Origin of the sequence: Micromonospora sp. MA102, assembly GCF_025460765.1 — a bacterium.
In the GTDB taxonomy this organism is placed as follows: Bacteria; Actinomycetota; Actinomycetes; order Mycobacteriales; family Micromonosporaceae; genus Micromonospora; species Micromonospora halotolerans.
This window is the reverse complement of the sequence record NZ_JAMWEG010000002.1, coordinates 37,064-59,368: the sequence shown is the minus strand read 5'-3', so window position 1 is coordinate 59,368 and position 22,305 is coordinate 37,064. Positions and strand designations below refer to the sequence as shown.

At 73.5% G+C, this 22,305-nt stretch carries 22 protein-coding genes; 4 read left to right on the top strand and 18 right to left on the bottom strand.

Annotated features, from left to right (window positions below; translation table 11 throughout):
* The first annotated feature begins 6 nt into the window (after nucleotides 1-6).
* Complete coding sequence (locus NFX44_RS03610; RefSeq protein ID WP_262282052.1) at nucleotides 7-867, top strand: hypothetical protein; 861 nt, start codon at nucleotides 7-9, stop codon at nucleotides 865-867.
* A gap of 30 nt (nucleotides 868-897) precedes the next feature.
* Here the strand turns inward: NFX44_RS03610 and NFX44_RS03605 are convergent, their stop codons facing one another.
* From NFX44_RS03605 to NFX44_RS03570, 8 genes are all read right to left on the bottom strand, one after another.
* Nucleotides 898-1,542: an MOSC domain-containing protein gene (locus tag NFX44_RS03605; RefSeq protein WP_262282051.1), complete on the bottom strand. Its 645-nt coding sequence runs from the start codon at nucleotides 1,540-1,542 to the stop codon at nucleotides 898-900.
* Between the two features lie 68 nt (nucleotides 1,543-1,610).
* On the bottom strand, nucleotides 1,611-2,441 hold the full coding sequence (locus NFX44_RS03600; RefSeq protein WP_262282050.1) for a carbohydrate ABC transporter permease: 831 nt from the start codon (nucleotides 2,439-2,441) through the stop codon (nucleotides 1,611-1,613).
* Nucleotides 2,438-3,424 (bottom strand): carbohydrate ABC transporter permease, encoded by a 987-nt coding sequence (locus NFX44_RS03595; RefSeq protein WP_262282049.1) that lies wholly within the window; start codon nucleotides 3,422-3,424, stop codon nucleotides 2,438-2,440. Before NFX44_RS03595 ends, NFX44_RS03600 begins: the two co-directional genes overlap by 4 nt.
* A complete protein-coding gene (locus NFX44_RS03590) occupies nucleotides 3,421-4,713 on the bottom strand; it encodes a sugar ABC transporter substrate-binding protein (protein WP_262282048.1) in 1,293 nt (430 codons plus the stop codon). The genes NFX44_RS03595 and NFX44_RS03590 overlap by 4 nt, the downstream gene beginning before the upstream one ends.
* Before the next feature lie 223 nt (nucleotides 4,714-4,936).
* Nucleotides 4,937-5,221, bottom strand: coding sequence for a GlsB/YeaQ/YmgE family stress response membrane protein (locus NFX44_RS03585; protein WP_189198069.1), 285 nt, complete (start codon nucleotides 5,219-5,221; stop codon nucleotides 4,937-4,939).
* A gap of 274 nt (nucleotides 5,222-5,495) precedes the next feature.
* Entirely contained in the window at nucleotides 5,496-5,783 is a 288-nt protein-coding gene (locus NFX44_RS03580; protein ID WP_262282047.1) for a GlsB/YeaQ/YmgE family stress response membrane protein, read from the bottom strand.
* 257 nt (nucleotides 5,784-6,040) lie between these two features.
* Entirely contained in the window at nucleotides 6,041-7,918 is a 1,878-nt protein-coding gene (gene lepA / locus NFX44_RS03575) for a translation elongation factor 4 (RefSeq protein WP_262282046.1), read from the bottom strand.
* A 109-nt stretch (nucleotides 7,919-8,027) separates the two neighbouring features.
* On the bottom strand, nucleotides 8,028-8,564 hold the full coding sequence (locus NFX44_RS03570) for a DUF4240 domain-containing protein (RefSeq protein ID WP_262282045.1): 537 nt from the start codon (nucleotides 8,562-8,564) through the stop codon (nucleotides 8,028-8,030).
* Between the two features lie 74 nt (nucleotides 8,565-8,638).
* Here NFX44_RS03570 and NFX44_RS03565 point away from each other — a divergent pair, with 74 nt between their 5' ends.
* Nucleotides 8,639-9,619, top strand: coding sequence for a phosphotransferase family protein (locus NFX44_RS03565; RefSeq protein WP_262282044.1), 981 nt, complete (start codon nucleotides 8,639-8,641; stop codon nucleotides 9,617-9,619).
* Nucleotides 9,620-9,917: 298 nt separating this feature from the next.
* Nucleotides 9,918-10,184, top strand: coding sequence for a 30S ribosomal protein S20 (rpsT, locus tag NFX44_RS03560; RefSeq protein ID WP_151464914.1), 267 nt, complete (start codon nucleotides 9,918-9,920; stop codon nucleotides 10,182-10,184).
* 260 nt (nucleotides 10,185-10,444) lie between these two features.
* Here the strand turns inward: rpsT and NFX44_RS03555 are convergent, their stop codons facing one another.
* The 10 genes from NFX44_RS03555 to pepN all read right to left on the bottom strand — a co-directional run bounded on the left by NFX44_RS03555 (nucleotide 10,445) and on the right by pepN (nucleotide 22,010).
* Nucleotides 10,445-10,906 (bottom strand): hypothetical protein, encoded by a 462-nt coding sequence (locus NFX44_RS03555; protein ID WP_262282043.1) that lies wholly within the window; start codon nucleotides 10,904-10,906, stop codon nucleotides 10,445-10,447.
* The gene (holA, locus tag NFX44_RS03550) at nucleotides 10,903-11,883 is read right to left on the bottom strand and encodes a DNA polymerase III subunit delta (RefSeq protein WP_262282042.1); all 981 of its coding nucleotides are present in this window, start codon (nucleotides 11,881-11,883) and stop codon (nucleotides 10,903-10,905) included. The genes NFX44_RS03555 and holA overlap by 4 nt, the downstream gene beginning before the upstream one ends.
* Nucleotides 11,884-12,030: 147 nt before the next feature.
* The gene (locus NFX44_RS03545; protein ID WP_262282568.1) at nucleotides 12,031-14,397 is read right to left on the bottom strand and encodes a ComEC/Rec2 family competence protein; all 2,367 of its coding nucleotides are present in this window, start codon (nucleotides 14,395-14,397) and stop codon (nucleotides 12,031-12,033) included.
* Nucleotides 14,398-14,582: 185 nt separating this feature from the next.
* Entirely contained in the window at nucleotides 14,583-15,437 is an 855-nt protein-coding gene (locus tag NFX44_RS03540) for a helix-hairpin-helix domain-containing protein (protein ID WP_262282567.1), read from the bottom strand.
* A 355-nt stretch (nucleotides 15,438-15,792) separates the two neighbouring features.
* Entirely contained in the window at nucleotides 15,793-16,569 is a 777-nt protein-coding gene (locus tag NFX44_RS03535; RefSeq protein WP_262282041.1) for an SDR family NAD(P)-dependent oxidoreductase, read from the bottom strand.
* A gap of 181 nt (nucleotides 16,570-16,750) precedes the next feature.
* Nucleotides 16,751-17,602 carry a DegV family protein gene (locus tag NFX44_RS03530; protein ID WP_262282040.1) on the bottom strand — a complete coding sequence of 284 codons (852 nt, stop codon included), beginning with the start codon at nucleotides 17,600-17,602 and terminating at the stop codon, nucleotides 16,751-16,753.
* A gap of 48 nt (nucleotides 17,603-17,650) precedes the next feature.
* Entirely contained in the window at nucleotides 17,651-18,280 is a 630-nt protein-coding gene (locus NFX44_RS03525) for a histidine phosphatase family protein (protein WP_262282039.1), read from the bottom strand.
* Nucleotides 18,277-18,681, bottom strand: coding sequence for a ribosome silencing factor (gene rsfS / locus NFX44_RS03520; RefSeq protein ID WP_262282038.1), 405 nt, complete (start codon nucleotides 18,679-18,681; stop codon nucleotides 18,277-18,279). The genes NFX44_RS03525 and rsfS overlap by 4 nt, the downstream gene beginning before the upstream one ends.
* Before the next feature lie 110 nt (nucleotides 18,682-18,791).
* On the bottom strand, nucleotides 18,792-19,388 hold the full coding sequence (gene nadD / locus NFX44_RS03515; protein WP_262282037.1) for a nicotinate-nucleotide adenylyltransferase: 597 nt from the start codon (nucleotides 19,386-19,388) through the stop codon (nucleotides 18,792-18,794).
* Nucleotides 19,389-19,493: 105 nt separating this feature from the next.
* Nucleotides 19,494-22,010 (bottom strand): aminopeptidase N, encoded by a 2,517-nt coding sequence (pepN, locus tag NFX44_RS03510; RefSeq protein ID WP_262282036.1) that lies wholly within the window; start codon nucleotides 22,008-22,010, stop codon nucleotides 19,494-19,496.
* A gap of 66 nt (nucleotides 22,011-22,076) precedes the next feature.
* Here pepN and NFX44_RS03505 point away from each other — a divergent pair, with 66 nt between their 5' ends.
* Nucleotides 22,077-22,295 carry a DUF397 domain-containing protein gene (locus NFX44_RS03505; RefSeq protein WP_262282035.1) on the top strand — a complete coding sequence of 73 codons (219 nt, stop codon included), beginning with the start codon at nucleotides 22,077-22,079 and terminating at the stop codon, nucleotides 22,293-22,295.
* Nucleotides 22,296-22,305: the final 10 nt, after the last annotated feature.

Sequence of the window (22,305 nt, the reverse complement as noted above, 5' to 3'; positions counted from 1 at the left end):
CTGGGGGTGCGGGTGCGAACGCGAGCGGCGATCGTGGCATCGGGTGTGGTGGTGGCGGTGCTGGCCCTGCTCGGCGTGTGGTTCGTCGCGAAGCAGTTCGGGCATCACCTGCGGCTGCCGACGGCCAGCCGGACCTGCACCGTCCAGGCCGACGGGGAGGTCGTGCTCGGCGCCGACCAGATGGCCAACGCGGCCACCATCGCGGCGATCGGCGTGCAGCGCGGGATGCCCGAGCGGGCCGTGGTCGTGGCGCTGGCGACGGCGTACCAGGAGTCGCACCTGCGCAACATCGCCCACGGCGACCGGGACTCGGTCGGCCTGTTCCAGCAGCGCCCGAGCCAGGGCTGGGGCACCCCCGAGGAGATCCGCGACCCGCGCTACGCGGCGAAGAAGTTCTACGCCGCGCTGAAGAAGGTCAAGGGCTGGGAGAAGCTGCGGGTGACCGAGGCCGCCCAGCGTGTGCAGCGGTCGGCCTACCCCGAGGCGTACGAGAAGTGGGCGGACGAGTCGCAGGTGCTCACCCGCGCCCTGCTCGGCGACGCGACCGGGGCGGTGGCCTGCACGGTCGGCCCGACGCCGACGATGCGCGGCCCGGCCGCCGCCAGCGCCGTCTTGCAGAGCCTGGCCCTGGACTGGGGCCTGCCGGAGCTGACCTCGGACACCGACCTGACCGGGCTGACCGTGCCGGCCGCCGACAGCCGCAACGGCTGGCGGTACGCCCACTGGCTCGTCTCGCACGCCGACGACCACGGGGTGAAGCGGGTGCGTTTCGGCGCCCTGGAGTGGACGGCCGAGCAGGGCACCTGGGCCAGGGTGAAGGGCGACCCGGCCACCGAGGTGCTGGCCGAGGTCTTCGCCGCGGCCTGACCCGACCCGCTCCCCGGCCGACCCGGTTGGTCAGCCGGCGGCGACGCCCAGGCGGCGGCGGACCTTCGCCCGCACCGACTCGGGCAGCTCCGGCACGTCGAGCAGGCGCGGCAGCAGCTCCGGCTCCAGGGTGGTCGCCCGGAACAGCTCGCCGAGCGTGACCCCGTGCGCGGGCCGGTCGACCACCTCGACGGGATCGCCGGCGCCCACCTCGCCCTCGCGCAGCACCCGCAGGTACGCCCCGGGCGCGCCGTGGACGGTGAACCGCTTGATCAGGTCGGGCACACCCCAGAACCCGGCGAAGGTGCGGCACGGCGTGCGCGGCTTGGTGACCTGGAGGACGGCCGAGCCGACCGCCCAGCACTCGCCGATCACCGCCCCGGTGACGTCCACCGCCCAGGTGGTGAGGTTCTCGCCGAAGGCGCCCGGCCGCAGCGCCCGGCCCAGCTCGCCGGCCCACCAGCCGGCGTCCTCCTCGGCGTACGCGTAGACCGCCTGGTCGGGGCCGCCGTGGTGGGCCCGCTCGCCGATGAAGTCACCGGTGACGCCGGCGAAGCGGATCTCCACGCGGCCGTCGACCGGCCGCTTGTCGATGCCGCTGCGACCGCTCGGGTCGCCCGCCCACTCCGCCTCGGTCACCCCGCCGATGTTCACCGCCGCCAGCCTGCCCGTCATGGCGGTCAGCCTAGGTGTGACCGCGGGGTGCGGGAAAACGGATTCCGGCCCGGCACCCGGCGGACCGTTCAGCCCTTGACGGCCCCGGCGACCAGGCCGGAGACCATCCGGCGCTGGACCAGCAGGAAGAAGACGATCACCGGCAGGGTGAACAGCGTCGAGGCGGCCATCACCGAACCCCAGGCGGTGTCGTCCCGCCCGAAGAAGAACGTCATGGCTACCGGCAGCGTGTACCTGTGCTGGTCGTTGATGAAGGTCAACGCGAAGATCAGCTCGTTCCAGGCGGTGATGAAGGAGAAGATGCTGGTCGCCACCAGGCCGGGAGCGACCAGCGGGAAGAGCACCTTGCGGAACGTCTGCGCCCGGCTGGCCCCGTCGATCGCCGCGGCCTCCTCCAGCTCCTTGGGCACCGCGGCCACGAAGCCGCGCAGCATCCAGACCGCGAACGGCAGCGAGAAGCCGAGGTAGGTCAGGATCAAGCTGGGCAGGGTGTTGTAGAGCCCGAGCCGCTGGATCATCAGGAACAGCGGGATGACCAGCGCCTCCAGCGGGATCATCTGCACCACCAGCAGCAGGATCAGGAAGGTGGTGCGCAGTTTGAAGCGGAACCGGGCCACCGCGGTCGCGGCGAGCAGCGCGACGAGCCCGCTCAGCACCACGGTGGCCACCGCGACCAGCGCGCTGTTGAGGAAGAAGTCCGTGAAGGAGACGCCCGGGATGAGGTTGCCGGTGAGGATCTCCCGGTAGTGCTCCAGGGTCGGCTCCGCCGGCACCGGGCGTGGCGTGGCCGAGAAGATCTCCTTGTTGGGCTTCAGCGAGGTGGCGACCATCCAGTAGACCGGGAAGGCCGCGAAGAGCGCGACCAGCAGGCCGGCGCCGTTGAGGGCGATCTTCTTCACGACTCGTCCTCCTGCCGCAGCACCATACGGACGTACACGCCGGTCACCACCAGCAGGATCAGGGTGAGGATGACGGCGATCGCCGAGCCCAGCCCGTACTTGGGCGGTGGCGAGAACGCCTCCGCGTAGGAGTAGATCGACAGCATGAACGTCGACCGGTCCTGGGTGCCGCCGGCCAGCACGAACTGCTGGGTGAAGACCTTGAAGTCCCAGATCGTGGAGAGCACCACGAGGATGCCGAAGACCGGCCGCAGCATCGGGAAGGTCACCGACCAGAAGACGCGCCACGGGCCGGCCCCGTCCACCCGAGCGGCCTCCTGGAGCTCGCTCGGCACGCTCTTCAGACCGGCCAGCACGCTGACCGCGATGAACGGGAACGAGTGCCAGACCACCACGAGGGTCAGGATGGCGAAGAAGAGCAGCGGGTCGTTGAACCAACCGTAGCCGGTCCAGTCGCTGCGCCCGAACAGCGCCGTGGAGAGCCCGTCGGGGAGCTTGTTGAACAGCCAGGTGGCCAGGCCGCTGGTGTCGTCGAAGATCCACTTCCAGACGATGGTGCCGGTGAGCGCCGGCGTGGCCCAGGCCAGCATCACGCAGCTCGCCACGAACGTGGCCATCTTCCGGCCCAGCCGGTTGAGCAGCAGCCCGACCAGGGTGCCGAGGATCATGGTGAGCACCACGTTGGCCACGGCGAAGAGCACGGTGTTGCGCAGCACCGTACGGAAGAACGGGTCACCGAGGATCTGGGTGTAGTTGGCCAGGCCCACCCACGGCCACTCGCGGTCGCCCCGCAACTGCCGGACGCTGTTCAGCTTGTAGAACGACATCATCACGACCTGGCCGAGCGGCCAGAGCAACAGCACCGCGATGATCGCCAGACAGGGCAGGAGCAGCAGGTACGGGAGGCGGTCCACGCGACGGCGCCGCCGCGCGGGGGTCTCCCGCGCGGCGGCTTCGCCGGTGGCCTCGGTCAGCGTGGTCACTTGGCGTTGAGGATGCTTTCCATCTCGGTGGCCGCGTCGGCGGTGGCCTTCTCGACCGTCTTCTGGCCCTTGATGACCGAGCTGTTCATGGCCTGGGTCACCGTCTTGGTCCGGCTCACCTCGACCCACTTCGGGGTGAGCGGGGTCAGCTTGGTGTTCTGCATGGCGGTGGCGAACGCGGCCATCACCTTGTCGTTGGCGTAGTTGCCGCCGCCGACCAGGTCCTTGTAGACGGGGAAGAAGCCGAGGCTGCTGGCGAACTCCTGGTCCTTCTGCTTGCTGAGCAGGACGGTCAGGTAGTCCCAGGCCAGGGCCTGCCGCTTGCTGTCCTTCCAAAGGGCGATGTCGGAACCGCCGGCGAAGGCCGGGGCGGCCTTGCCGTCCGGACCCGGGATGGGGAACGTGCCCCACACCTTCTCGATGTCCGGGTTGTCCTTCTTCATGGCGCCGCCCTGCCAGCTACCGGCGAACGCCATGGCGGCCTTGCCGGTGGCGAACTGGGTGCGGGCGTCGACCTCGTTCCAGGCGGCGGCGGCCGGCGGGGCCACCTTGTGCACGGTCACCAGGTCGGTCCAGAACTTGACGGCCTTCTGCGCCTCGGGCGTGTTGTAGCCGGACTTCCAGCTGTCGCCGTCCTTGGTGGCGATCTCCGCGCCGGCCGCCCAGAGGAACGAGTAGAACGGCAGCTCTGAGTTGCCCGGCAGGGCGATGCCGTAGGTGCCCGGCTTCTTGGCCTGGACGGTCTTCGCGGCGGTCACCAGCTCGTCCCAGGTCGTCGGCGGCTTCACGCCCGCCTCGGCGAACCAGTCGGTGCGGTAGTAGATGGCCCGCACGCCCGCGTACCACGGGACGCCGTACTGCTTGCCGTCGAGCTGGGCGTTCTTCACCAGGTCGGGAAGGATGTCCTTGCCGTCGGACCAGCCGCTGAACTTGTCCGTGACGTCGGCGAGGGCCTCCTGCGCCGCCCAGCCCTGGGTCTCGGTGTTGCCCAGCTCGGTGACGTCGGGTCCCTCACCGCCGGCGAGCGCGGCCTGGAACTTCTTCGGCGCCTCGAGCCAGGGGATGTACTGCACCACGACGTCGGTCTCGGGGTGCTTCTTCTTGAACTCCGCCTCGACGCCGTCGAGGAACTTGGTCTGGGCGTCGCCGCCCTCACCCATCATCCAGACCGTCAGCTTGCTGTTGTCGGCGGCCTTGTCGTCGTCGCCCGAGCCACCACACCCGGAGAGCACCATCGCGGCCGAGGCCACGATGGCGGTGACCGGGGCCAGCCGCTTCCACCTGTTCACGCCATATCTCCCTCGGGGCGCTTGGCATTAACCTTCTCCGCCGCACCTTAGTAGGAAAATTTCCTTTACAACAGGGGGTACCCGCGGCGGGCGGCCGAGGCGACCGTATCGCAGCTGGACGCCCGGGCGGCAGGGGTGCCGTCCGGGCAGCTCAGGGCGGAGACAGCAAGCGGGCGCCCGACCGATTGGTCGGGCGCCCGCCGGCGCGCTTCGGGGATGGGGGTCAGTAGCGCGAGACGCCGCGGCGGCGACCCACGCCGGCCACCAGGGCCACGGCGATGGCGGCGAACAGAACCTGCAGCAGCAGCTCCCGCCAGTCGATGCCGGCCGTGTCGGCGAAGCCGGACGCCCGGGCGACGATCGTGCCCAGCAGCGCGGCGCCGACGCCGATCAGCATGTGCAGCCACATCGGCATGTTCTGGCGGCCCGGGACGACCAGGCGGCCCAGAGCGCCGACGATCAGACCAACGATGAGCGCGGTGATGATGCCCCAAACGGTGAGCTCCACGGTCGCCCTCCTCCTCTTTCAATGAGTCACACGATGTCGTGTGGTTCCTGTCGTGACCGCTAAGTTCCCGACCCGCCGAAAATCCAAACCGACTCCGGTGACGAATTGCTCCGAACGGCTCTGACCTGGGATTTCCCGGCTGGATCCGGGCACTGCAAGCGCCGACGGGCCAGCCCTTCGCGGCTGACCGGCTTCAATTCCCTTTCCCGAGCACGAACGCCAGCGGGCGCCCGACCGACCGGTCGGGCGCCCGCTGAGGCGCTTGAGGTGTGCGTCAGTAGCGCGAGACGCTGCGACGGCGACCCACGCCGGCCACCAGGGCCACGGCGACGGCGGCCAGCACGACCTGGACCAGCAGCTCCATCCAGTCGATGCCGGAGGTCTCGGTGGCGATGCCGAGCGCGCGGGCCAGGACGGTGCCCAGCAGCGCGGCGCCGACGCCGATCAGCATGTGCAGCCAGATCGGCATGTTCTGGCGGCCCGGGACGACCAGGCGGCCCAGAGCGCCGACGATCAGACCAACGACGAGCGCGGTGATGATGCCCCAGACGGTGAGGTCCACGGTCTTCTCCTTCTAAGAAGTTTCACACGATCTGTGTGGTTCCTGTCGTGACCGGTAAGTTCCCGAGCCGCCGAAAAACCAAACCGACTCACTCCCCGCGCCGCCCTCCGGACCGCCGTGCGTCGGTTCCGGCCGCCCGGGGATCTCCCAGGTGGGAGCGGTTCCGCGGCAGGTCGGCCGGCCAGGAAAAAATCTCCGGGTACGCGAACGGCCGGCGCCCCGCTCGTGCGGGACACCGGCCGTGTGGCGCGGAGGCGTTACTTCTTGCCGGCGGCCTTGCCGTCGCCGGAGTCCGAGGAGAGCGCGGCGATGAAGGCCTCCTGGGGGACCTCGACCCGGCCCACCATCTTCATCCGCTTCTTGCCCTCCTTCTGCTTCTCCAGCAGCTTGCGCTTCCGGCTGATGTCACCGCCGTAGCACTTGGCGAGCACGTCCTTGCGGATGGCGCGGATCGTCTCCCGGGCGATCACCCGGCTGCCGATGGCCGCCTGGATGGGCACCTCGAACTGCTGGCGCGGGATCAGCGTGCGCAGCTTCGCCGCGATCGTCGTGCCGTAGTTGTACGCCTTGTCCTTGTGCACGATCGCGCTGAACGCGTCCACCGGCTCGCCGTGCAGCAGGATGTCGACCTTGACCAGGTCGGACGCCTGCTCGCCGGAGGGCTCGTAATCCAGCGAGGCGTACCCCTTGGTGCGGCTCTTGAGCTGGTCGAAGAAGTCGAAGATGATCTCGGCCAGCGGCAGGGTGTAGCGCAGCTCCACCCGGTCGGCGGAGAGGTAGTCCATGCCCATCAGGCTGCCCCGGCGGCCCTGGCACAGCTCCATCACCGCGCCGACGTAGTCGTTCGGGGTGAGCACGGTGGCCCGCACCGTCGGCTCGTACACCTCGGCGATCTTGCCGGTCGGGTACTCGCTCGGATTGGTCACCACGATCTCCTCGCCGTCCTCCTGCATGGCGCGGTAGACCACGTTCGGCGCCGTGGAGATGAGGTCGAGGTTGAACTCCCGCTCCAGCCGCTCGCGGATGATCTCCAGGTGCAGCAGGCCGAGGAAGCCGCAGCGGAAGCCGAAGCCCAGCGCACCCGAGGTCTCCGGCTCGTAGACCAGGGCGGCGTCGTTGAGCTTGAGCTTGTCCAGCGCCTCACGGAGGTTCGGGTAGTCGGACCCGTCGATCGGGTACAGGCCGGAGTAGACCATCGGCTTCGGGTCCTTGTAACCGCCGAGGGCCTCCTTCGCCGGGTTCGCGTTGATGGTGACCGTGTCACCGACCCGCGACTGGCGGACGTCCTTCACACCGGTGATCAGGTAGCCCACCTCGCCGACCCCGAGCGCGTCGGCCTTCACCATCTCCGGCGAGATGACCCCGATCTCCAGCAGCTCGTGGACGGCGCCCGTGGACATCATCTTGATCCGGTCCCGGGCGCTGATCAGCCCGTCGATCACCCGGACGTAGGTGACCACGCCCCGGTAGACGTCGTAGACCGAGTCGAAGATCATGGCGCGGGCCGGGGCGTCGGCGTCGCCGACCGGCGGCACGAACTGCCGGACGATCTCGTCGAGCAGGTGCGGCACGCCCTCACCGGTCTTACCGGAGACCCGGATGCAGTCCGCCGGGTCGCCGCCGATCAGGTGGGCCAGCTCCTCGGCGTACTTCTCCGGCTGGGCCGCCGGCAGGTCGATCTTGTTGAGCACCGGGATGATGTGCAGGTCGTTCTCGAGCGCCAGGTAGAGGTTGGCCAGCGTCTGCGCCTCGATGCCCTGGGCGGCGTCGACCAGCAGGATGGCGCCCTCGCAGGCCGCCAGCGACCGGGACACCTCGTACGTGAAGTCCACGTGGCCCGGGGTGTCGATCATGTTGAGCACGGCGGACTCGCCGGTCCGGTCGCCCTCGCGGATGGTCCACGGCATGCGGACGGCCTGGCTCTTGATGGTGATGCCGCGCTCGCGCTCGATGTCCATCCGGTCGAGGTACTGGGCGCGCATCTGCCGGGGGTCGACCACGCCGGTGAGCTGCAGCATCCGGTCGGCCAGGGTCGACTTCCCGTGGTCGATGTGGGCGATGATGCAGAAGTTCCTGATGCGCGCCGGGTCGGTGGCACCAGGAGCGTTCGCGCCGGGATCGAGCGTCGGTGGCACAGCTGTCCGTTCTGGTCGGCTGACGTGAGCGGGCCGGCGCGCCGCCGGCCCCCTCTATGCTCCCACGTCGCCCGGGGCGCGCCGGTGCTCCCCCGTCACTCCTCCGGCCTCACTCCTCGGGTGGCTCGACGAAGAGGGCGGCGAGCTTCGGCAGGTGCCGCCGCGCCTGGTCCTCGTCGTCGAAGTCCCAGAAGTCGTTCAGGTCCGGCGCCCGGACCGGGTCCCGGTCCGCCGGCAGGTCGGCGGCCGTGGCCTTCCGGTACGCCTCCCACGGCACCGCCAGCATGTCCTCGCACTCGAACTCCTCGCCGCTGAGCGCGGCGGCCCGGACCTGCGGCAGCTCGGCCAGCGAATCCGGCTCGGCGACCGCCCGGGCGAACACCGCCCGGCCCTGGGTCATGAGCCAGCCCCGGAAGTATTCGAAGCCGTCGTCCGAGGCGCCGCCGTTGATCAGGTACGCCGCGCCCCAGAGGTCGACCTTGTACGACGCGGCGAGCACCCGCTGCTGGTGCTGGGCGTACCCGACGATCTCCTCCGGGTCCCGCTCGGCCAGCAGGGCGACCGCGCGGGCGGCGACCGCCGCGGGCTCGCCCCCGCCCCCGGCCCGGGCGCTGTCGATCAACTGCCAGAACTCGTCGGTCCTCATGGCCTCGCAGTCTGGCAGAGCGCACCGACGTCCTGGCGGAGCGCGCCGCCGTCCCGGTGCGGCAGCATGGGCGGGTGCCCGCGATCTCCCTGCCCCCGGTGCCGTACGACGCGACCGCCGACCGGCCGGGCTGGGCCGCCCTGCCGGCCGGGCTGCGCGACGCGCTGGCCGCCCGGCTCGGCGGCCCCCCGGTGACGGTCCGCCCGGCCGGGGCGGGCTTCACCCGCGGCTTCGCCGCCGTGCTCACCGGCCCGGCCGGCGAGCCGGTCTTCGTCAAGGCGGCGGCGCTGGCCGAGCAGCGGCACCTGGTCGACTGGTACGCCCACGAGGCCACCGTCCTGGCCCGCCTCCCCGCCGGCCTGCCGGTCCCCCGCCCGCGCTGGGCGCTCACCGAGGCCGGCTGGTACGCGCTCGCCCTGGACGCCGTCGACGGGCACACCCCCCGGCTGCCCTGGGACCCGGCCGAGCTGGACGCCGCCCTCACCGCGTACGCCGAGGTGGCCGCCGCGCTCGCCGCGCCGCCCGCGGACCTCGTCGCGCTCGGGCTGCCGCGCCTCGCCGACCTGGCCCGCGACGACATCCTCTGGTGGGGCGAGGTGGCCGCCGGCCGCGAGCCGGCACCGGCGCTGCCGCCCTGGGCCCCGCTGCCCGAGCTGGCCGCGCTGGAAGCCCGCCTCCCCGGATACGCCGACGCTGCCCCCGGCCTGACCCACGGCGACCTGCGGGTGGACAACGTGCTGCTGGACGCCGGCGGCCGCGCCTGGATCTGCGACTGGACCTGGCTCTGCCACGGGCCGGCCTGGTTCGACCTGGTCAGCCTGCTGATCACCGCCCACGCGAGCGGCCTCGACGCGGACGCCGCCTTCGCCGGCCACCCGGCCGCGGCGGGCGCCCCGGCCGACGCGCTGGACGTGACCCTCGCCGCACTCTCCGGCTACTTCCTCACCAGCGCCGGCGCCGGCCCGTCCACCGCCTCCCCGCACCTGCGCGGGCACCAACGCTGGAGCGGTGAGCAGGCGCTGTCCTGGCTCGGCATCCGCCAGGGCTGGGCCTGACCGTGCTCCCCGGGCTGCGGCTTCCCGCCGGCGTGGCGCCGCTTCCGCCGTGCCGCCTGCACGGGCCGGCCCTGGTGTGCGGCGCCGACCGGAGCTGCCGGCGGCAGGATCAGGGCCGCGTCGGTGCGCGGCTCAACCGGGGCGCCGGGCCGGGTTGAGCAGGCCGGACGGCCCGGGGCGCCGGAGGCGTTTTGGCTCGTCCCGGGCGACCTGGTAACCTGGCTTTTCGCGCGGCGATGACGCATGTCCGTCGTGCACGAAAGCAGACCAACCCGAGCTATCAAGACGAGGCTGTCGCGTGGCGAACATCAAGTCCCAGATCAAGCGCAACCGGCAGAACGAGAAGCGCCGGCTGCGTAACAAGTCGGTCAAGTCGTCGCTGAAGACCGCCATCCGGAAGTTCAACGAGGCTGCCGAGGCGGGCGACACCGAGAAGGCCACCACCCTCATGCGTGAGGCCACCCGCAAGCTGGACAAGGCCGCCAGCAAGGGTGTCATCCACGCCAACCAGGCGGCCAACCGGAAGTCGGCGATCGCCCAGCGCGTCGCCTCGTTCTCGGCCTGACGAGCGCCGTAGACCTCACCGGAAGCCCCGGGGTATCGCCCCCGGGGCTTCCGGCCGTCTGCGTTTCCCGGCGCCGCGGCGTGGCTGTTTCCCGGCGCCGCGGCGTGGCTGTTTCCCGGCGCCGGGGCGCGGCTTCGGTCGTCCGCCTTTCGAGCTGACGTCACCGACGACTCACGCCTCCGCCCCCGTCATGCGGGGTGCGCTGCGGTTTCCCCGCCGCTGGTTTCGGTCGCTCGTTCGGCGGTCGCCGCTTCGGATGGTCAGCGGAGGGGGTCGTGCCGGGTCGGGTGCGACGCGGGCCCGATCTGCCCGGACGGTTCGATGGGGCGAGCCGCCCGGAGCGTCGGGTCGCCGGCCAGCTGCACCCCGGCCGGCAGAGCCCGTGCCGTGGACGGCACGCTCGCCCGCCCGATGACCGGCTCCATCTGCCGGCGGAAGCGGTCCCGCTCCTGCTCCGGCACCTGCGCCGCGCTGCGGATCACCATTTCGGCGACCATGTCGTTGAGCTTCACCATGGCCGCCACCGCCGCCGGCAGCACCAGCACCGCCCACCAGGTGACCAGCTCGGCGAGGGCGAGCAGCACGGCCAGCGCCACGGCGCCCTCGAAGAAGAGGAAGCAGAGCACCCCGCCGGGGTTGACGAAACGCAGTCCGAGGACCCGGGCGTAGAGCGGCCTGTACCGCTCCTCGTCCGCACGGGCCGTCGACCACGTTCGGGTCACCGGCCGCCACCCTGCCGCGCCGCGGCCACGGAGAACACGGCCCGCTCCAGCGCGTACGCCCGGTCGTCGGCACCGCCCTTGACGGCCGCGTTGCACTCGGCGGCCGCCCGCATGGCCGCCACCAGACCCTCCGGCGTCCAGCCCCGACCCTGCCGCTGGGCCCGCTCGATCTTCCACGCCGGCATGCCCAGGCTGCTCGCCAGCTGGTAGGGGCTGCCCCGTCCGGCCGAGGCGACCCGGGCCACGGTACGCACCCCGTCGGCGAGCGCGTCGGCGATCGGCACCGGGTCGACACCGACGTGCAACGCCCAGCGCAGCGCCTCCAGGGCCCCGGGCACGTCGCCGACCATCGTCGCGTCGGCCACGGTGAAGCCGGTCACCTCGACCCGCCCCCGGTAGTAGCGGGACACCGTGTCCGCCCCGATCCGCCCGTCGGTGTCGGCGACGAGCTGGGAGCAGGCGGCGGCCAGCTCACGCAGGTCGGTGCCGACGGCGGCGATCAGCGCTTCGGCCGCGTCCTCGGTGCACTTCCCGCCGTGGCGGCGGATCTCGTCCCGGACGAAGGCGACCCGCTCCCGGTGGCCCTTGAGCTTCGCGGCCGGCACCACGGTCGCACCCGCGGATCGCAGCCCGTCGGCGAACGCCTTGCCCTTGGCGCCGCCCAGGTGCAGCACCACGAGCTGCACCTCCGGGTCGGGGTTCTTCGCGTACCCGAGCAGGGCGGTGACCAGGTCCTTGCGGGCGTCCTGCCCGGAGCGGAGCACGAGCACCCGGCGGCCGCCGAACAGCGACGGGCTGAGCATCTCGGCGATCTCCCCCACCGCCAACGAGCCGGCCTGGTATTCCCGGACGTCCACATCGGGGTCGACGCTGCGGGCCCGGGCGACGGCTTCGGAGACGGCTCGCGTGGCGAGCAGCTCCTCGTCGCCGAGGACGAGCAGAATAGGGGGCAGGCTGGCGGGGGTCACGTCGCCCATATTCGCACGGCCCCCGACCGGATCGTGCCTGCTCATCGAGGACTGTGACGGCAGAGCCCGCAGTCAGCGCAAATCCCGACATTCGAGTCGATCTACCAGCTATACCAACAAGCCCCCTCGATGGTCGGGCCGTGTCCCGAGGCGGTCTCACGGCCGCCGCCCCGGACCGGTCCCCCGGGCCACCACCGCCAGTCCGGCACCGCTGCGGACGGCCGCGACGTCGCCGTCGGTGTCGGTGCGCAGCACCCGCGCTCCGGCCCGGGTCAGCCGGTCCAGCAGGCCGGGGTTGGGGTGCCCGTAGTCGTTGCCGGTGCCCACGCAGACCAGCGCGACCGCCGGGCGGACCGCGGCGAGGAACTCGGGATCCTGGTACGCCGACCCGTGGTGGGCCACCTTCAGCACGTCGGCCCGGATGGCGCCGGCAGGCACGGTCTCCAGCAGCGCCCGCTGCTCCTCGGTCTCGGCGTCACCGGGCAGCAGGATCCGCACCCCGTGCACGGTGGCGGCCAGGACCAGCGAGTTGTTGTTCGGGTCCGACCGGCTGCCGCGCAGCGGGTACGGCGGCCCGACCGCGACCAGCTCGACCGCCCCGGCCCGCCACCGCCAGCCCGGCGGCACCGGCGCCAGCCCGCTCCCGCCCCGGCGCGCCGCGTCGCGCACCTGGGCGACCCCGTAGGGCGGCTCGGCCCACTGCGGGGTCGCCACCGCCGCCACCCGCCGGCCCCGGAACACCCCGGTGATCCCGCCCACGTGGTCGGCGTGGAAGTGGCTGACCACCAGCAACGACACCTCGCGTACGCCGAGCCGGCGCAGGCAGCCGTCCACGCCGGACGGATCCGGGCCGGCGTCGACCACGACCGCCCGACCGGCGGCCACCGGCAGCACCACGGCGTCCCCCTGCCCCACGGCGCACGCCACGATCACCCAGCCCCGCGGCGGCCAACCGGCCGCGAGCAGCCGGACGGGCAGCGTGCCGAGCACCACCGCGACCACGACGACCGCGACCAGCCGCCGGACCACCGGGCGCCGGACGGCCACCAGCAGCGCCACGCTGACGGCGGCCAGCAGCAGGGCGCCGGTCACCCCGCCCGGCCAGGGCAGCGTCCCGGCGGGCAACCGCGCCCCCTGCGCGGCCACCGTCACCAGCCAGCGGGCCGGCCAGCTCGCCAGCCAGGCGGCGAACTCGGCACCGGCCGGCCAGACCGGCGACAGCACCGCCGCCGTCACGCCCAGCACGGTGGCGGGCGCGACCACCGGCACGGCCAGCAGGTTCGCCGGCACGGCGACCAGGCTCACCGTCCCGGAGAGCCCCGCGATCACCGGACCGCAGGCGAGCTGCGCGGCCGCCGGCACGGCCAGCGCCTCGGCCGCTCCCGGCGGTACGCCCCGCCGCCGCAGGGTGTCCCGCCAGCCGGGGGCGAGCAGCAGCAGTCCGCCCGTGGCGCAGACCGAGAGCGCGAACCCGGGGTCGCCGGCCAGCTCCGGGTCGACCAGCACCAGCACGGTGACCGCGGCGGCCAGGGCGGGCAGCGCGGCCCGGGACCGCCCGGTGGCGAGCGCGGCCAACCCGATCGCCCCCATCGCGGCGGCGCGCACCACGCTCGGCGAGGGCCGGACCAGGATCACGAACCCGACCAGGGCGAGGACGCACAGCGCCGCGGCCGTCCGGGGACCGGCCCGCGCCCAGCGGGCGAGCAGCAGCACCGCCCCGACCACGATGGCCACATTGGACCCGGACACCGCGTTGAGATGGGTCATGCCGGTGGCCCGGAAGTCCTCCTCCACCTCCGGCGGCAGCCGGCTGGTGTCCCCCACCACGAGGCCGGGCAGCAGCCCACCCGGCGCGTCGGGAAGCGGCGCGCACGCCCGCTGCAGCCCCGTGCGCAGCGCGCCCGCCGCCCGCTGCGTCCACGGGGCCGCACCGTGCCGGGTCGGTGGTCCGGTGGCCGACAGCACCGCCGCCGTCAGGTCCCCGCCGCGTGGGGCCGACAGCCGCCCTCGCGCGGTCGCCCGCTGCCCCGGCAGCACCGTGCGCCAGGCCGGGTCGCTCGCCAGCACCAGGCCGCGCACCGTGCCGGTGACCTGGCGGCCGGCGGGGTCGGTGAGGCGGGTCAAATCGGCCCGGACCAGCAGGGTGGCCGGGCGGCCGGCGACGCCCCGGATCGGGCGCGGGTCGTCCCGGACGACCAGCTCGGCGGTGACCAGGGTGCGTTCGGCCACGAACGCCCGCACGGGCCCGGCGTCGCGGACCGTGAGGCGGGCGGCGGTGGCGGTCGCACCGCAGACCACGCCGATCAGCACGGCGACTGCGATCCAGCCGTAGCGGCGGACCGGGGCGGCCGGGCGGCCGAACAGGCCGCACAGGTGCACGCCCGTGAGCACCGCCAGGCCGGCGGCGACGGCGGCCAGCCAGACGCTTGCCGTCGCAGTGAGGTGCAGACCGGCGAGAGCGGCGAGCCAGGCGGCGACGGCCAGCCCGGCCAGCCGCAGGTCCGGTCCGCTTTCCGTGACCACACCGCCGTCGACCGGCGACCCCGCCTGATCGGCAGGATCGGCAACGGCGGCTCCGGCGGCGGCCGGGTGCTTCCCTCCGCCGTGGACAGCCGCCGACCGGCTGTCCACCGCCCGGTTCTCGCGCCGCACACGTCCGGCTTCGGCGTCGAGGGCGCCGGCGACGTGGCGGTGCGGCTCGGCGGCACTCACACCGTCACCAGGTCCTTCAGTTGTTCGTACCGGGCGTCGCCGATGCCGTCGACCTGGCGCAGGTCGGAGACCGACCGGAAGCCGCCGTGCTGGTCACGGTGGTCGAGGATGCGCTGGGCCAGCACCGGACCCACGCCGGGCAGGGCGTCGAGCTGGGCCAAAGTCGCCGTGTTCAAGTTGACCGGGCCGCTCCCCTGCGCCGCGGCCCCGGCTGCGGGCCCGCCACCGGCCGCCGGGCCGGGTGGGGCGGCCTGGCCGGGCGGGGCGGCGACGCCCACGAGGATCAGCTCGCCGTCGGTGACCTTGCGGGCCGGATTGAGCAGCGTGACGTCCACGCCGGGCAGCGCACCACCAGCCGCCTCGATCGCGTCGCCCACCCGGGCGCCGGCCGGGAGTCGGACGAGACCGGGCCGGCGGACCTTGCCGGCCAGGGCGACCACCACCTGACCGGCGGAGCCGGTGGGCGCGGGCGCGGAGGCCTCCGGTGCGTCGACCGCCGCGACCGGGCGGACCGGCTCGGCGTGCGGCCGCGAGCGCCAGGCCCAGACTCCCGCGACCAGCACCACGACGGCCGCCACCGCCGCGAGGGCGCGCACGCCTCGCCGGCCGGGATCGAAGGCGCCCGGGCCGGGCAGCCGGGACGCCGGAGAGGGCCGTCCCGCTTCCTCGGCCGCGGCCGGCAGGGTCTCTCCGGCCCGGCTCGTCGACGGCCATCCACCGCCGGTTTCGGGATCCGGGTCCGCCTGGTCCGGCTCGGGAGCGGAGCGGGCCGGGAGCTCGGGCTCAAGCTCTCGGGCCGCTGCGAGTGGTCGAGCATCAACAGCGGCGGGGGCTCGCCCGAGCCACGGCAGGCCAGAGCCGACGTCCGCCCCGAGCCCGGGACGCGCCGGGAGGGCGGCACGATCGGAGCCGATGTCCGCTCCGAGCCCGGGGTGCGCCGGGAGGGCGACACGGCCAGAGCCGACATCCGGAGCAGGCCGGCGGCCCACCGGCATGGCGGCACGGCCGGGCGGGGCGGCGGCATCGTCGATCGGCTCGAACAGCCGGGACAACCGCCGCCGTACCGTCGTCTCCTCGTCGTCTGGCACGGCTGGACGCTACGGCGACGTTGGGCCGGCCGGCCCGTCACCAGGGCCCGCCTGTGGACGAGGAGGCACCCTGTGGACAGACCCGCGATCATGGCCGCACTGTGCTAATCCCCGATGCTCAGCGTGCCTCCGGGTCCAGGCCGAGCGCCGCCCGGCCGCCGTCGACCGGCAGGGTCACCCCGTTGACGAAGGCCGCTCCCGCCGACAGCAGGAAGGCGACCACGTCGGCCACCTCGCCGGTACGCCCGGTCCGGCCCACCGGGTGCAGCCGAGCCAGTTCCGCCTCGACCCGGTCGGCCTCCCCCGGGTCCAGGCCGGCCAGGAACGCGGCGTGCCGCTCGGTGTGGATGGACCCGAGCGCGACCGCGTTGGTGCGGATCCCCCGGCGGCCGTAGTCCACAGCGAGGGCCCGGGTCAGCCCCTCGACGGCGGCCTTGGCGATGGCGTACGGCAGGGCGCCCGGCACCGCCCGGCTGGCCTGGTGGGAGGAGACGTTGACGATCGCGCCGCCGGTGCCGGCGGCGAGGAAACGGCGTACGGCGGTGCCGGCGCCGACCACGGCGGGGCGCAGGTTGGCGGCGATCAGGTCGAACACCTCCCCCGCCGGAGCGCGGTGCAGTGCGGCGTCCCGGAACACGGCCGCGTTGTTGACCCAGCCGGCGAGCGGGGCGGCCGCCTCGGCGAGGTCGGCGGCCCACCCGGTGACCTCCTCGTCGGCGGCGTCGCCGGCCACGGCACGCAGCCGGTCGGCGGCCGGGTGCCCGGCCAGCCAGGCCAGCGCGGCCTCGTCCCGCTCGACGACGACCACGGTGTCACCGTCGGCCGCCAGCCGCTCGACGATCGCCCGCCCGACGCCCCGCCCCCCACCGGTGACCACATGGGACCGGGTGTTCATCCGACCTCCCGAGCCCCGGAGATCTTGGCGAGTTGGCGTTCGACAGGAACAGAAGCTCGCCAAGATCGGACCACCCGAGGCGCGGCAACGCCGACCGGGCCGGCGCGCCCAACGGCGAAGGCGGGAACCACGGGACCGGCGGAGGCGGGGACGACGGGAGCGGTCGCGCCGGCGAGCGCGGTCACGGGCGGCGGTGAAGGACGACGCAGGCGAGGCCGGGGCCGGCGTGGGCGGCGATCACCGCGCCGGCCTCGGAGACGTACGTGTCGTGCAGCCGGTCGCCCAGCCGCTCGGTGAGCGCGGCCAGCAGCTGTTCGGCGCGCTGCGGCGCGGCGAGGTGGTGCACGGCGAGGTCGACCTGGGCGTCGCCGGCCGCCTCGACGGCCAGGTCGACGAGGCGCGCGATGCCCCGGCTGGCGGTGCGGACCTTGTCCCGCACGACAATCGCGCCGTCCGGCATGTACATGATCGGCTTGACCGAGAGGGCGGTGCCGAGCAGTGCCTCGGCCGCGTTGATCCGGCCGCCCCGGCGGAGGAATTCCAGCGTGTCGACGTAGAAGTAGATGGTGGTGCGGTCGACGGCGTCGAGCGCCGCCTGGCGTACCCCGGTGAGGTCCGCGCCCTGCGCGGCGGCCGCGGCGGCGGCGAGCACCGGGAAGCCCAGGCCCATCCCGGTGGAGCGGCTGTCGACCACGGTGACCCGGTCGTCGCCGACCTCGGTGGCGGCCAGCCGGGCGGCGTCGACGGTGCCGGAGAGTTCGGCGGAGAGGTGCACCGAGACGACGCCGTCGGCGCCGGCGGCGAGCAGGTCCCGGTAGACCTGCGCGAACTGTTCCGGGGCGGGCCGGGAGGTGCTCACCGTGACCCGCCGGCCGCTCAGGACGCGGGTGGCGTCCTCCGGGAACGTCTCGACGCCCTCCAGCCCCTCGGCGCCGTTGAGCACGACGGTCAGCGGGACGACGGTGAGCCGGTGCGCGCGGACCAGCTCGGGCGGCAGGTAGGCGGTGGAGTCGGTGACGACCGCGACGGGCATGCCCGGCACGCTAGCCGATGTCACGGCGGCGCGCCGGGGCCGAACGGCTCAGACCGCGTCGGTGAGGGCGGGCTGGGTGATGAGCCCGACGTTGTGTGCGCGCAGGTGCCAGCCCCGGACGTCGTCGTGGCGCAGCTCGGTCCAGTGGCAGTTGGCCAGCGAGCCGAGGCTGCGCAGCACCGTGTGGTCCCAGCCGAGCAGGTGGCCGACGCCCTGCCGGGCGCCACCGCCGTGGGTGGTGACCACCACGGTGCCGCCGGAGGCCAGGTCGGCCGCGTCCTGGAACGCGGCGCCGAGCCGCCGGCCCAGGTCGTCGAGGCTCTCGATGCCCGAGCCGGGGTCGGGGTCGCCGGCCCGCCAGCGGGCGTACTCGTCGGGGAAGCGCTCGGCGACCTCGGTGAGGGCGAGGCCCTGCCACTGGCCGAAGTGCCGCTCCCGCAGCCGGGCGTCGGAGCGGACCGGCAGCCCGGTCAGCGCGGCGAGCGCGGCGGCGGTGTCGGCGGCCCGGCGCAGGTCACTGGCGACGATGGCGTCGGGGCGCAGCGCGGCCAGCACGGGGGCGGCGACCCGGGCCTGCTCGCGGCCGAGGTCGTTGAGCGGCACGTCGGTCTGCCCCTGGACCCGGCTGGCGGCGTTCCAGTCGGTGTTGCCGTGCCGCCAGATGATCAGTCGGGTCATTCCGCGGCGGCGCTGCTGGCGGCCGAGTCGGCGAGGTCCCGGTCCACGAACGGGATCTGCGGGCAGTCCTTCCAGAGCCGGTCGAGGGCGTAGAACTCGCGCTCCTCGGTGTGCTGCACGTGGACCACGATGTCGACGTAGTCGAGCAGCACCCAGCGGCCGCCCCGCTCGCCCTCGCGGCGGACCGGCTTGGCCTTCTCCGGCAGCTCCAGCAGGCGCTCTTCGATGGCGTCGACGATGGCGAGCACCTGCCGCTCGTTCGGAGCGGCGGCCAGCAGGAACGCGTCGGTGATCGCGAGCTGGTCGCCCACGTCGATGATGACGATGTCCTGCGCCTTCTTGTCGGCCGCGGCCTGGGCGGCAGCCATCGCCAGCTCGTGAGCGCGTTCCGAAACTGTCACCGTTCTCCTTCGATCAACCGTGCGACTTACCAAGCCTCTCACACCCGGGCGGGCGACGACTTGTCAGTTCTGGTCGATTACCTGGACAAAGGCCAACGTTCCGGGCGGATTTACCGCTGGTAGAGCCGCCGTTTGGCGATGTACTGCACCACACCGTCGGGCACCAGATACCAGACCGGCTCACCTCGGGCCACCCGGGCGCGGCAGTCGGTCGAGGAGATGGCCATGGCGGGGACCTGCACGAGGCTCACCGTGTCGGCGGGCAGGTGCTTGTCGGAGAGCTCGAAGCCCGGCCGGGTCACCCCGATGAAGTGGGCCAGCTCGAACATCCGGTCCACTTCCTTCCAGGACAGGATGCGTTCCAGGGCGTCCGCGCCGGTGATGAAGAAGAGCTGCACCTTCGGGCCGTACTCGTCGTGCAGGTCCTGGAGCGTGTCGACCGTGTAGGTGGGGCCGCCCCGGTCGATGTCGACCCGGCTGACCTGGAAGCGGGGGTTCGACGCCGTGGCGATCACCGTCATGAGGTAGCGGTCCTCGGGCGAGCTGACCGGTTCGTCCGCCTTCTGCCACGGCTGCCCGGTGGGGACGAAGACCACCTCGTCCAGGCCGAACCGGTCCGCCACCTCGCTGGCGGCCACCAGGTGCCCGTGGTGGATGGGGTCGAAGGTGCCGCCCATGATCCCGACTCGCCGGATGTCTTCCTCCACCCCGCGATCGTAGGCCGGGCCCCGCCTGTGGTCCGGCGGGGCCGCCGGGCGTCCCACGGACCACGCCGGGCGGGGTCTCACACCCCGCCCGGCGCGGTCACCGGGTCAGGCGCCCGCGGCGGCCACCGCGGTCCTGGCCACCAGGGCCCGGCGCAGGTCGTCGTCCAGGTCGACGACCCGCCGGCGCAGCCCCGGCGTGAGGTCGTCGCGGGCCAGCAGCGCCGCGGCCAGCTCCCGGGTGGTCTGGGCCACGGCGTAGCGGGGGAACGCCAGGCTGGCGACCCGGTCCGCCGTCCAGGGGGTACGCAGCCGCGCGGCGGCCGGCATGTCGGCGAAGTAGCGCTCGACGTAGTCGGCGGTCAGCTCGGCCTGCTCGGGCTGCCAGAAGCCCTCCGCGGTCGCCTCGACGAGCCGGTTGGAGAGGTCGGTGTTGCGGGTGACGATCTCCCACGCGGCCCGCTTGGCGTCGGCGTCGGGCAGCGCCGCGCGGCAACTCGCGGCCCGTTCGGCTCCGGTGGCGCTGCGGTCGGCGGCCGACTCGGCGGCGATCTCGGGCTCGCCCGCCGCGCCGAGCACCACGAGGCGGCGCAGCAGCGCCCAGCGCAGGTCGGCGTCGACTGCCAGCCCCTCCGGCACGCCCTCGCCGGCCAGCCAGCCGGCGAGCAGCCCGGTGTCGGCGGTGGCGCCGATGAGACCCCGGGCCGCGGCGAGCTGGAGCGAGCCGCCGGCCGGGGCGCCCGCCAGCAGGGTGGCGCAGGCACCGGCGACGCGGAGCAGGGCGGCGTCGCGGGCCAGCGGGTCCAGGTAGCGGTCGACCAGGGTGCGGCTGAGGGTGAGCACGTCCTCCGCGATGATCACCTCGGTTTCGGCCGGCAGCGCCGCCTCGATGAGCGCGACCACCGAGGTCACCGGCCGTTCGCCGTCGGTGGCCGCGTCCAGCGCCTCACCCCAGAGCAGCGCCCGGGCCAGCGGGTCGGCCAGCCCCGGGAGGACCATCGGCACCACGTCGGCCGAGGCGGGGTCGAGCCGGATCTTGGCGAAGGTGAGGTCACCGGCGTTGGGCAGCAGCAGGCCGGTGGCCGGCTGGCCGAGCAGCTCGGCCAGCACGGTGCGGCCCCGGTCGGCGGCCGGGTCGAGGTCGACCTCCACGCGCTGAACCGGCGCGTCGGGGGTGTGCCGGGCCACGCCGATGCGGTGCGGTCGCAGCACCGGGTGGGTCTCCGGCGCGGTCTGCACCACCGCCACGTCGCTCCAGCGGCCGTCGGCGTCGACCGCGGTCTCCATCCGCAGTGTGTTGACCTGGGGCCGGCGCAGCCAGCGCTCGGCCCAGTCGGCCAGGTCGCGACCGCTCGCGGCGCTGAGGCTCTCCAGCAGGTCGGCGAGGGTGGCGTTGCCGAACCGGTGCTTGGCGAAGTGTGCGTTGAGGCCGGCCAGGAAGGGCTCGTCGCCGACCCAGGCCACCAGCTGGCGCAGCACGCTGGCGCCCTTGGCGTAGGAGATGCCGTCGAAGTTGAGCAGCGCCTGGTCGGAGTCGGCCACCTCCTCGGGGGCCACCGGGTGGGTGGAGGGCCGCTGGTCGGCCGCGTAACCCCAGGCCTTGCGGCGCATGGCGAAGGTGGTCCACGCCCCGGTGAAGCGGGTGGCCTCGGCGGTGACCCGGGTGCCCAGGTACTCCGCGAAGGACTCGTTCAGCCAGAGGTCGTCCCACCAGCGCATGGTGACCAGGTCGCCGAACCACATGTGCGCCATCTCGTGCGCGATGGTGGTGGCCCGCAGCTCCCGCTGGCTGTCGGTCACCGCCGAGCGGAAGATGTAGTCGTCGCGCAGGGTCACCAGGCCCGGGTTCTCCATGGCGCCGGCGTTGAACTCGGGGACGAACGCCTGGTCGTACTTGCCGAACGGGTAGCGCTCGGCGAAGAGCTGGTGGAACCGGTCGAGGCACTGCTTCGTGACGGTGAAGATCTCGTCGGCGTCGGCGTCCAGGTGGGCGCCGAGGGACTTCCGGCAGTAGACGGCGAGCGGAATGCCGTCGTGCTCGTCCTGCCGGACGTGCCAGGGGCCGGCGATCAGGCTGACGAAGTACGTCGCCAGCGGCGCGGTGGGCGCGAACTCCCAGCGCCCCGGCGCCGGCCGGTCGGCGACCTGGCCGTTGGCGGCCACCGTCCACTCCGGAGGGGCGGTCACCGCGAGCGTCACCGGGGCCTTGAGGTCGGGCTGGTCGAACGCGGCGAAGATGCGCTGCACGTCGTCCAGGAAGGACATGGCGTAGAGGTAGGTCTCGCCGTCGGCCGGGTCGACGAAGCGGTGCACCCCCTCGCCGGTGTTCGAGTAGGCCATCTCGGCGCTGACGGTCAGCGTGTTGGTCCCGGCCAGCCCGGTCAGCGGCAGGCGGTTGTCGTCGAGCAGGGCCGGGTCGAGGTCCCGGTCGTTGAGGCGCGCCCCCAGCAGCCGGAGGGGTTTGACCTCGGCGAAGGTCTCGGCGCCGGGGGTCGCCCGGAACCGGATGGTGACGGCGGAGCGGAAGCGCTCGGCGTCGCCGGTCAGGTCGAGGTCCACCTGGTAGGACTCGACGGTAATCATCGCGCCACGCGCGGTCGCCTCTACACGGGTCAGGCTCGGCATCCGCTTATCCTGCCCGATGGGACCCGAGCGGGCTCCCCCGATACGCGCGGCGATGGAGGAACGACGATGGGTCAGCATCCCAAGGGCGATTTCGACCTGTCTCAGGCGGTCTGGCAGCGGGCCGAGGGCGACACGTCCGACAGTGCGGTCGAGGTGGCCTTCGTCGGCGACCTGATCGGGATGCGGAACTCGGCCGAGCCGGACGGACCGGTGCTGGTCTTCACCCAGGACGAGTGGGACGCGTTCGTGGCGGGCGCCCAGGACGGCGAGTTCGATCTGGACTGAGCCCGCGCGC

Bases quoted from the DNA above. Each gene is read 5' to 3' on its own strand.
- NFX44_RS03605 (WP_262282051.1), bottom strand. From the start codon at position 1,542: ATGACGGGCAGGCTGGCGGCGGTGAACATCGGCGGGGTGACCGAGGCG.
- NFX44_RS03570 (WP_262282045.1), bottom strand. From the start codon at position 8,564: ATGAGGACCGACGAGTTCTGGCAGTTGATCGACAGCGCCCGGGCCGGG.
- holA (WP_262282042.1), bottom strand. From the start codon at position 11,883: ATGGGCGACGTGACCCCCGCCAGCCTGCCCCCTATTCTGCTCGTCCTC.
- NFX44_RS03535 (WP_262282041.1), bottom strand. From the start codon at position 16,569: ATGAACACCCGGTCCCATGTGGTCACCGGTGGGGGGCGGGGCGTCGGG.
- NFX44_RS03530 (WP_262282040.1), bottom strand. From the start codon at position 17,602: ATGCCCGTCGCGGTCGTCACCGACTCCACCGCCTACCTGCCGCCCGAG.
- NFX44_RS03525 (WP_262282039.1), bottom strand. From the start codon at position 18,280: ATGACCCGACTGATCATCTGGCGGCACGGCAACACCGACTGGAACGCC.
- pepN (WP_262282036.1), bottom strand. From the start codon at position 22,010: ATGCCGAGCCTGACCCGTGTAGAGGCGACCGCGCGTGGCGCGATGATT.
- NFX44_RS03505 (WP_262282035.1), top strand. From the start codon at position 22,077: ATGGGTCAGCATCCCAAGGGCGATTTCGACCTGTCTCAGGCGGTCTGG.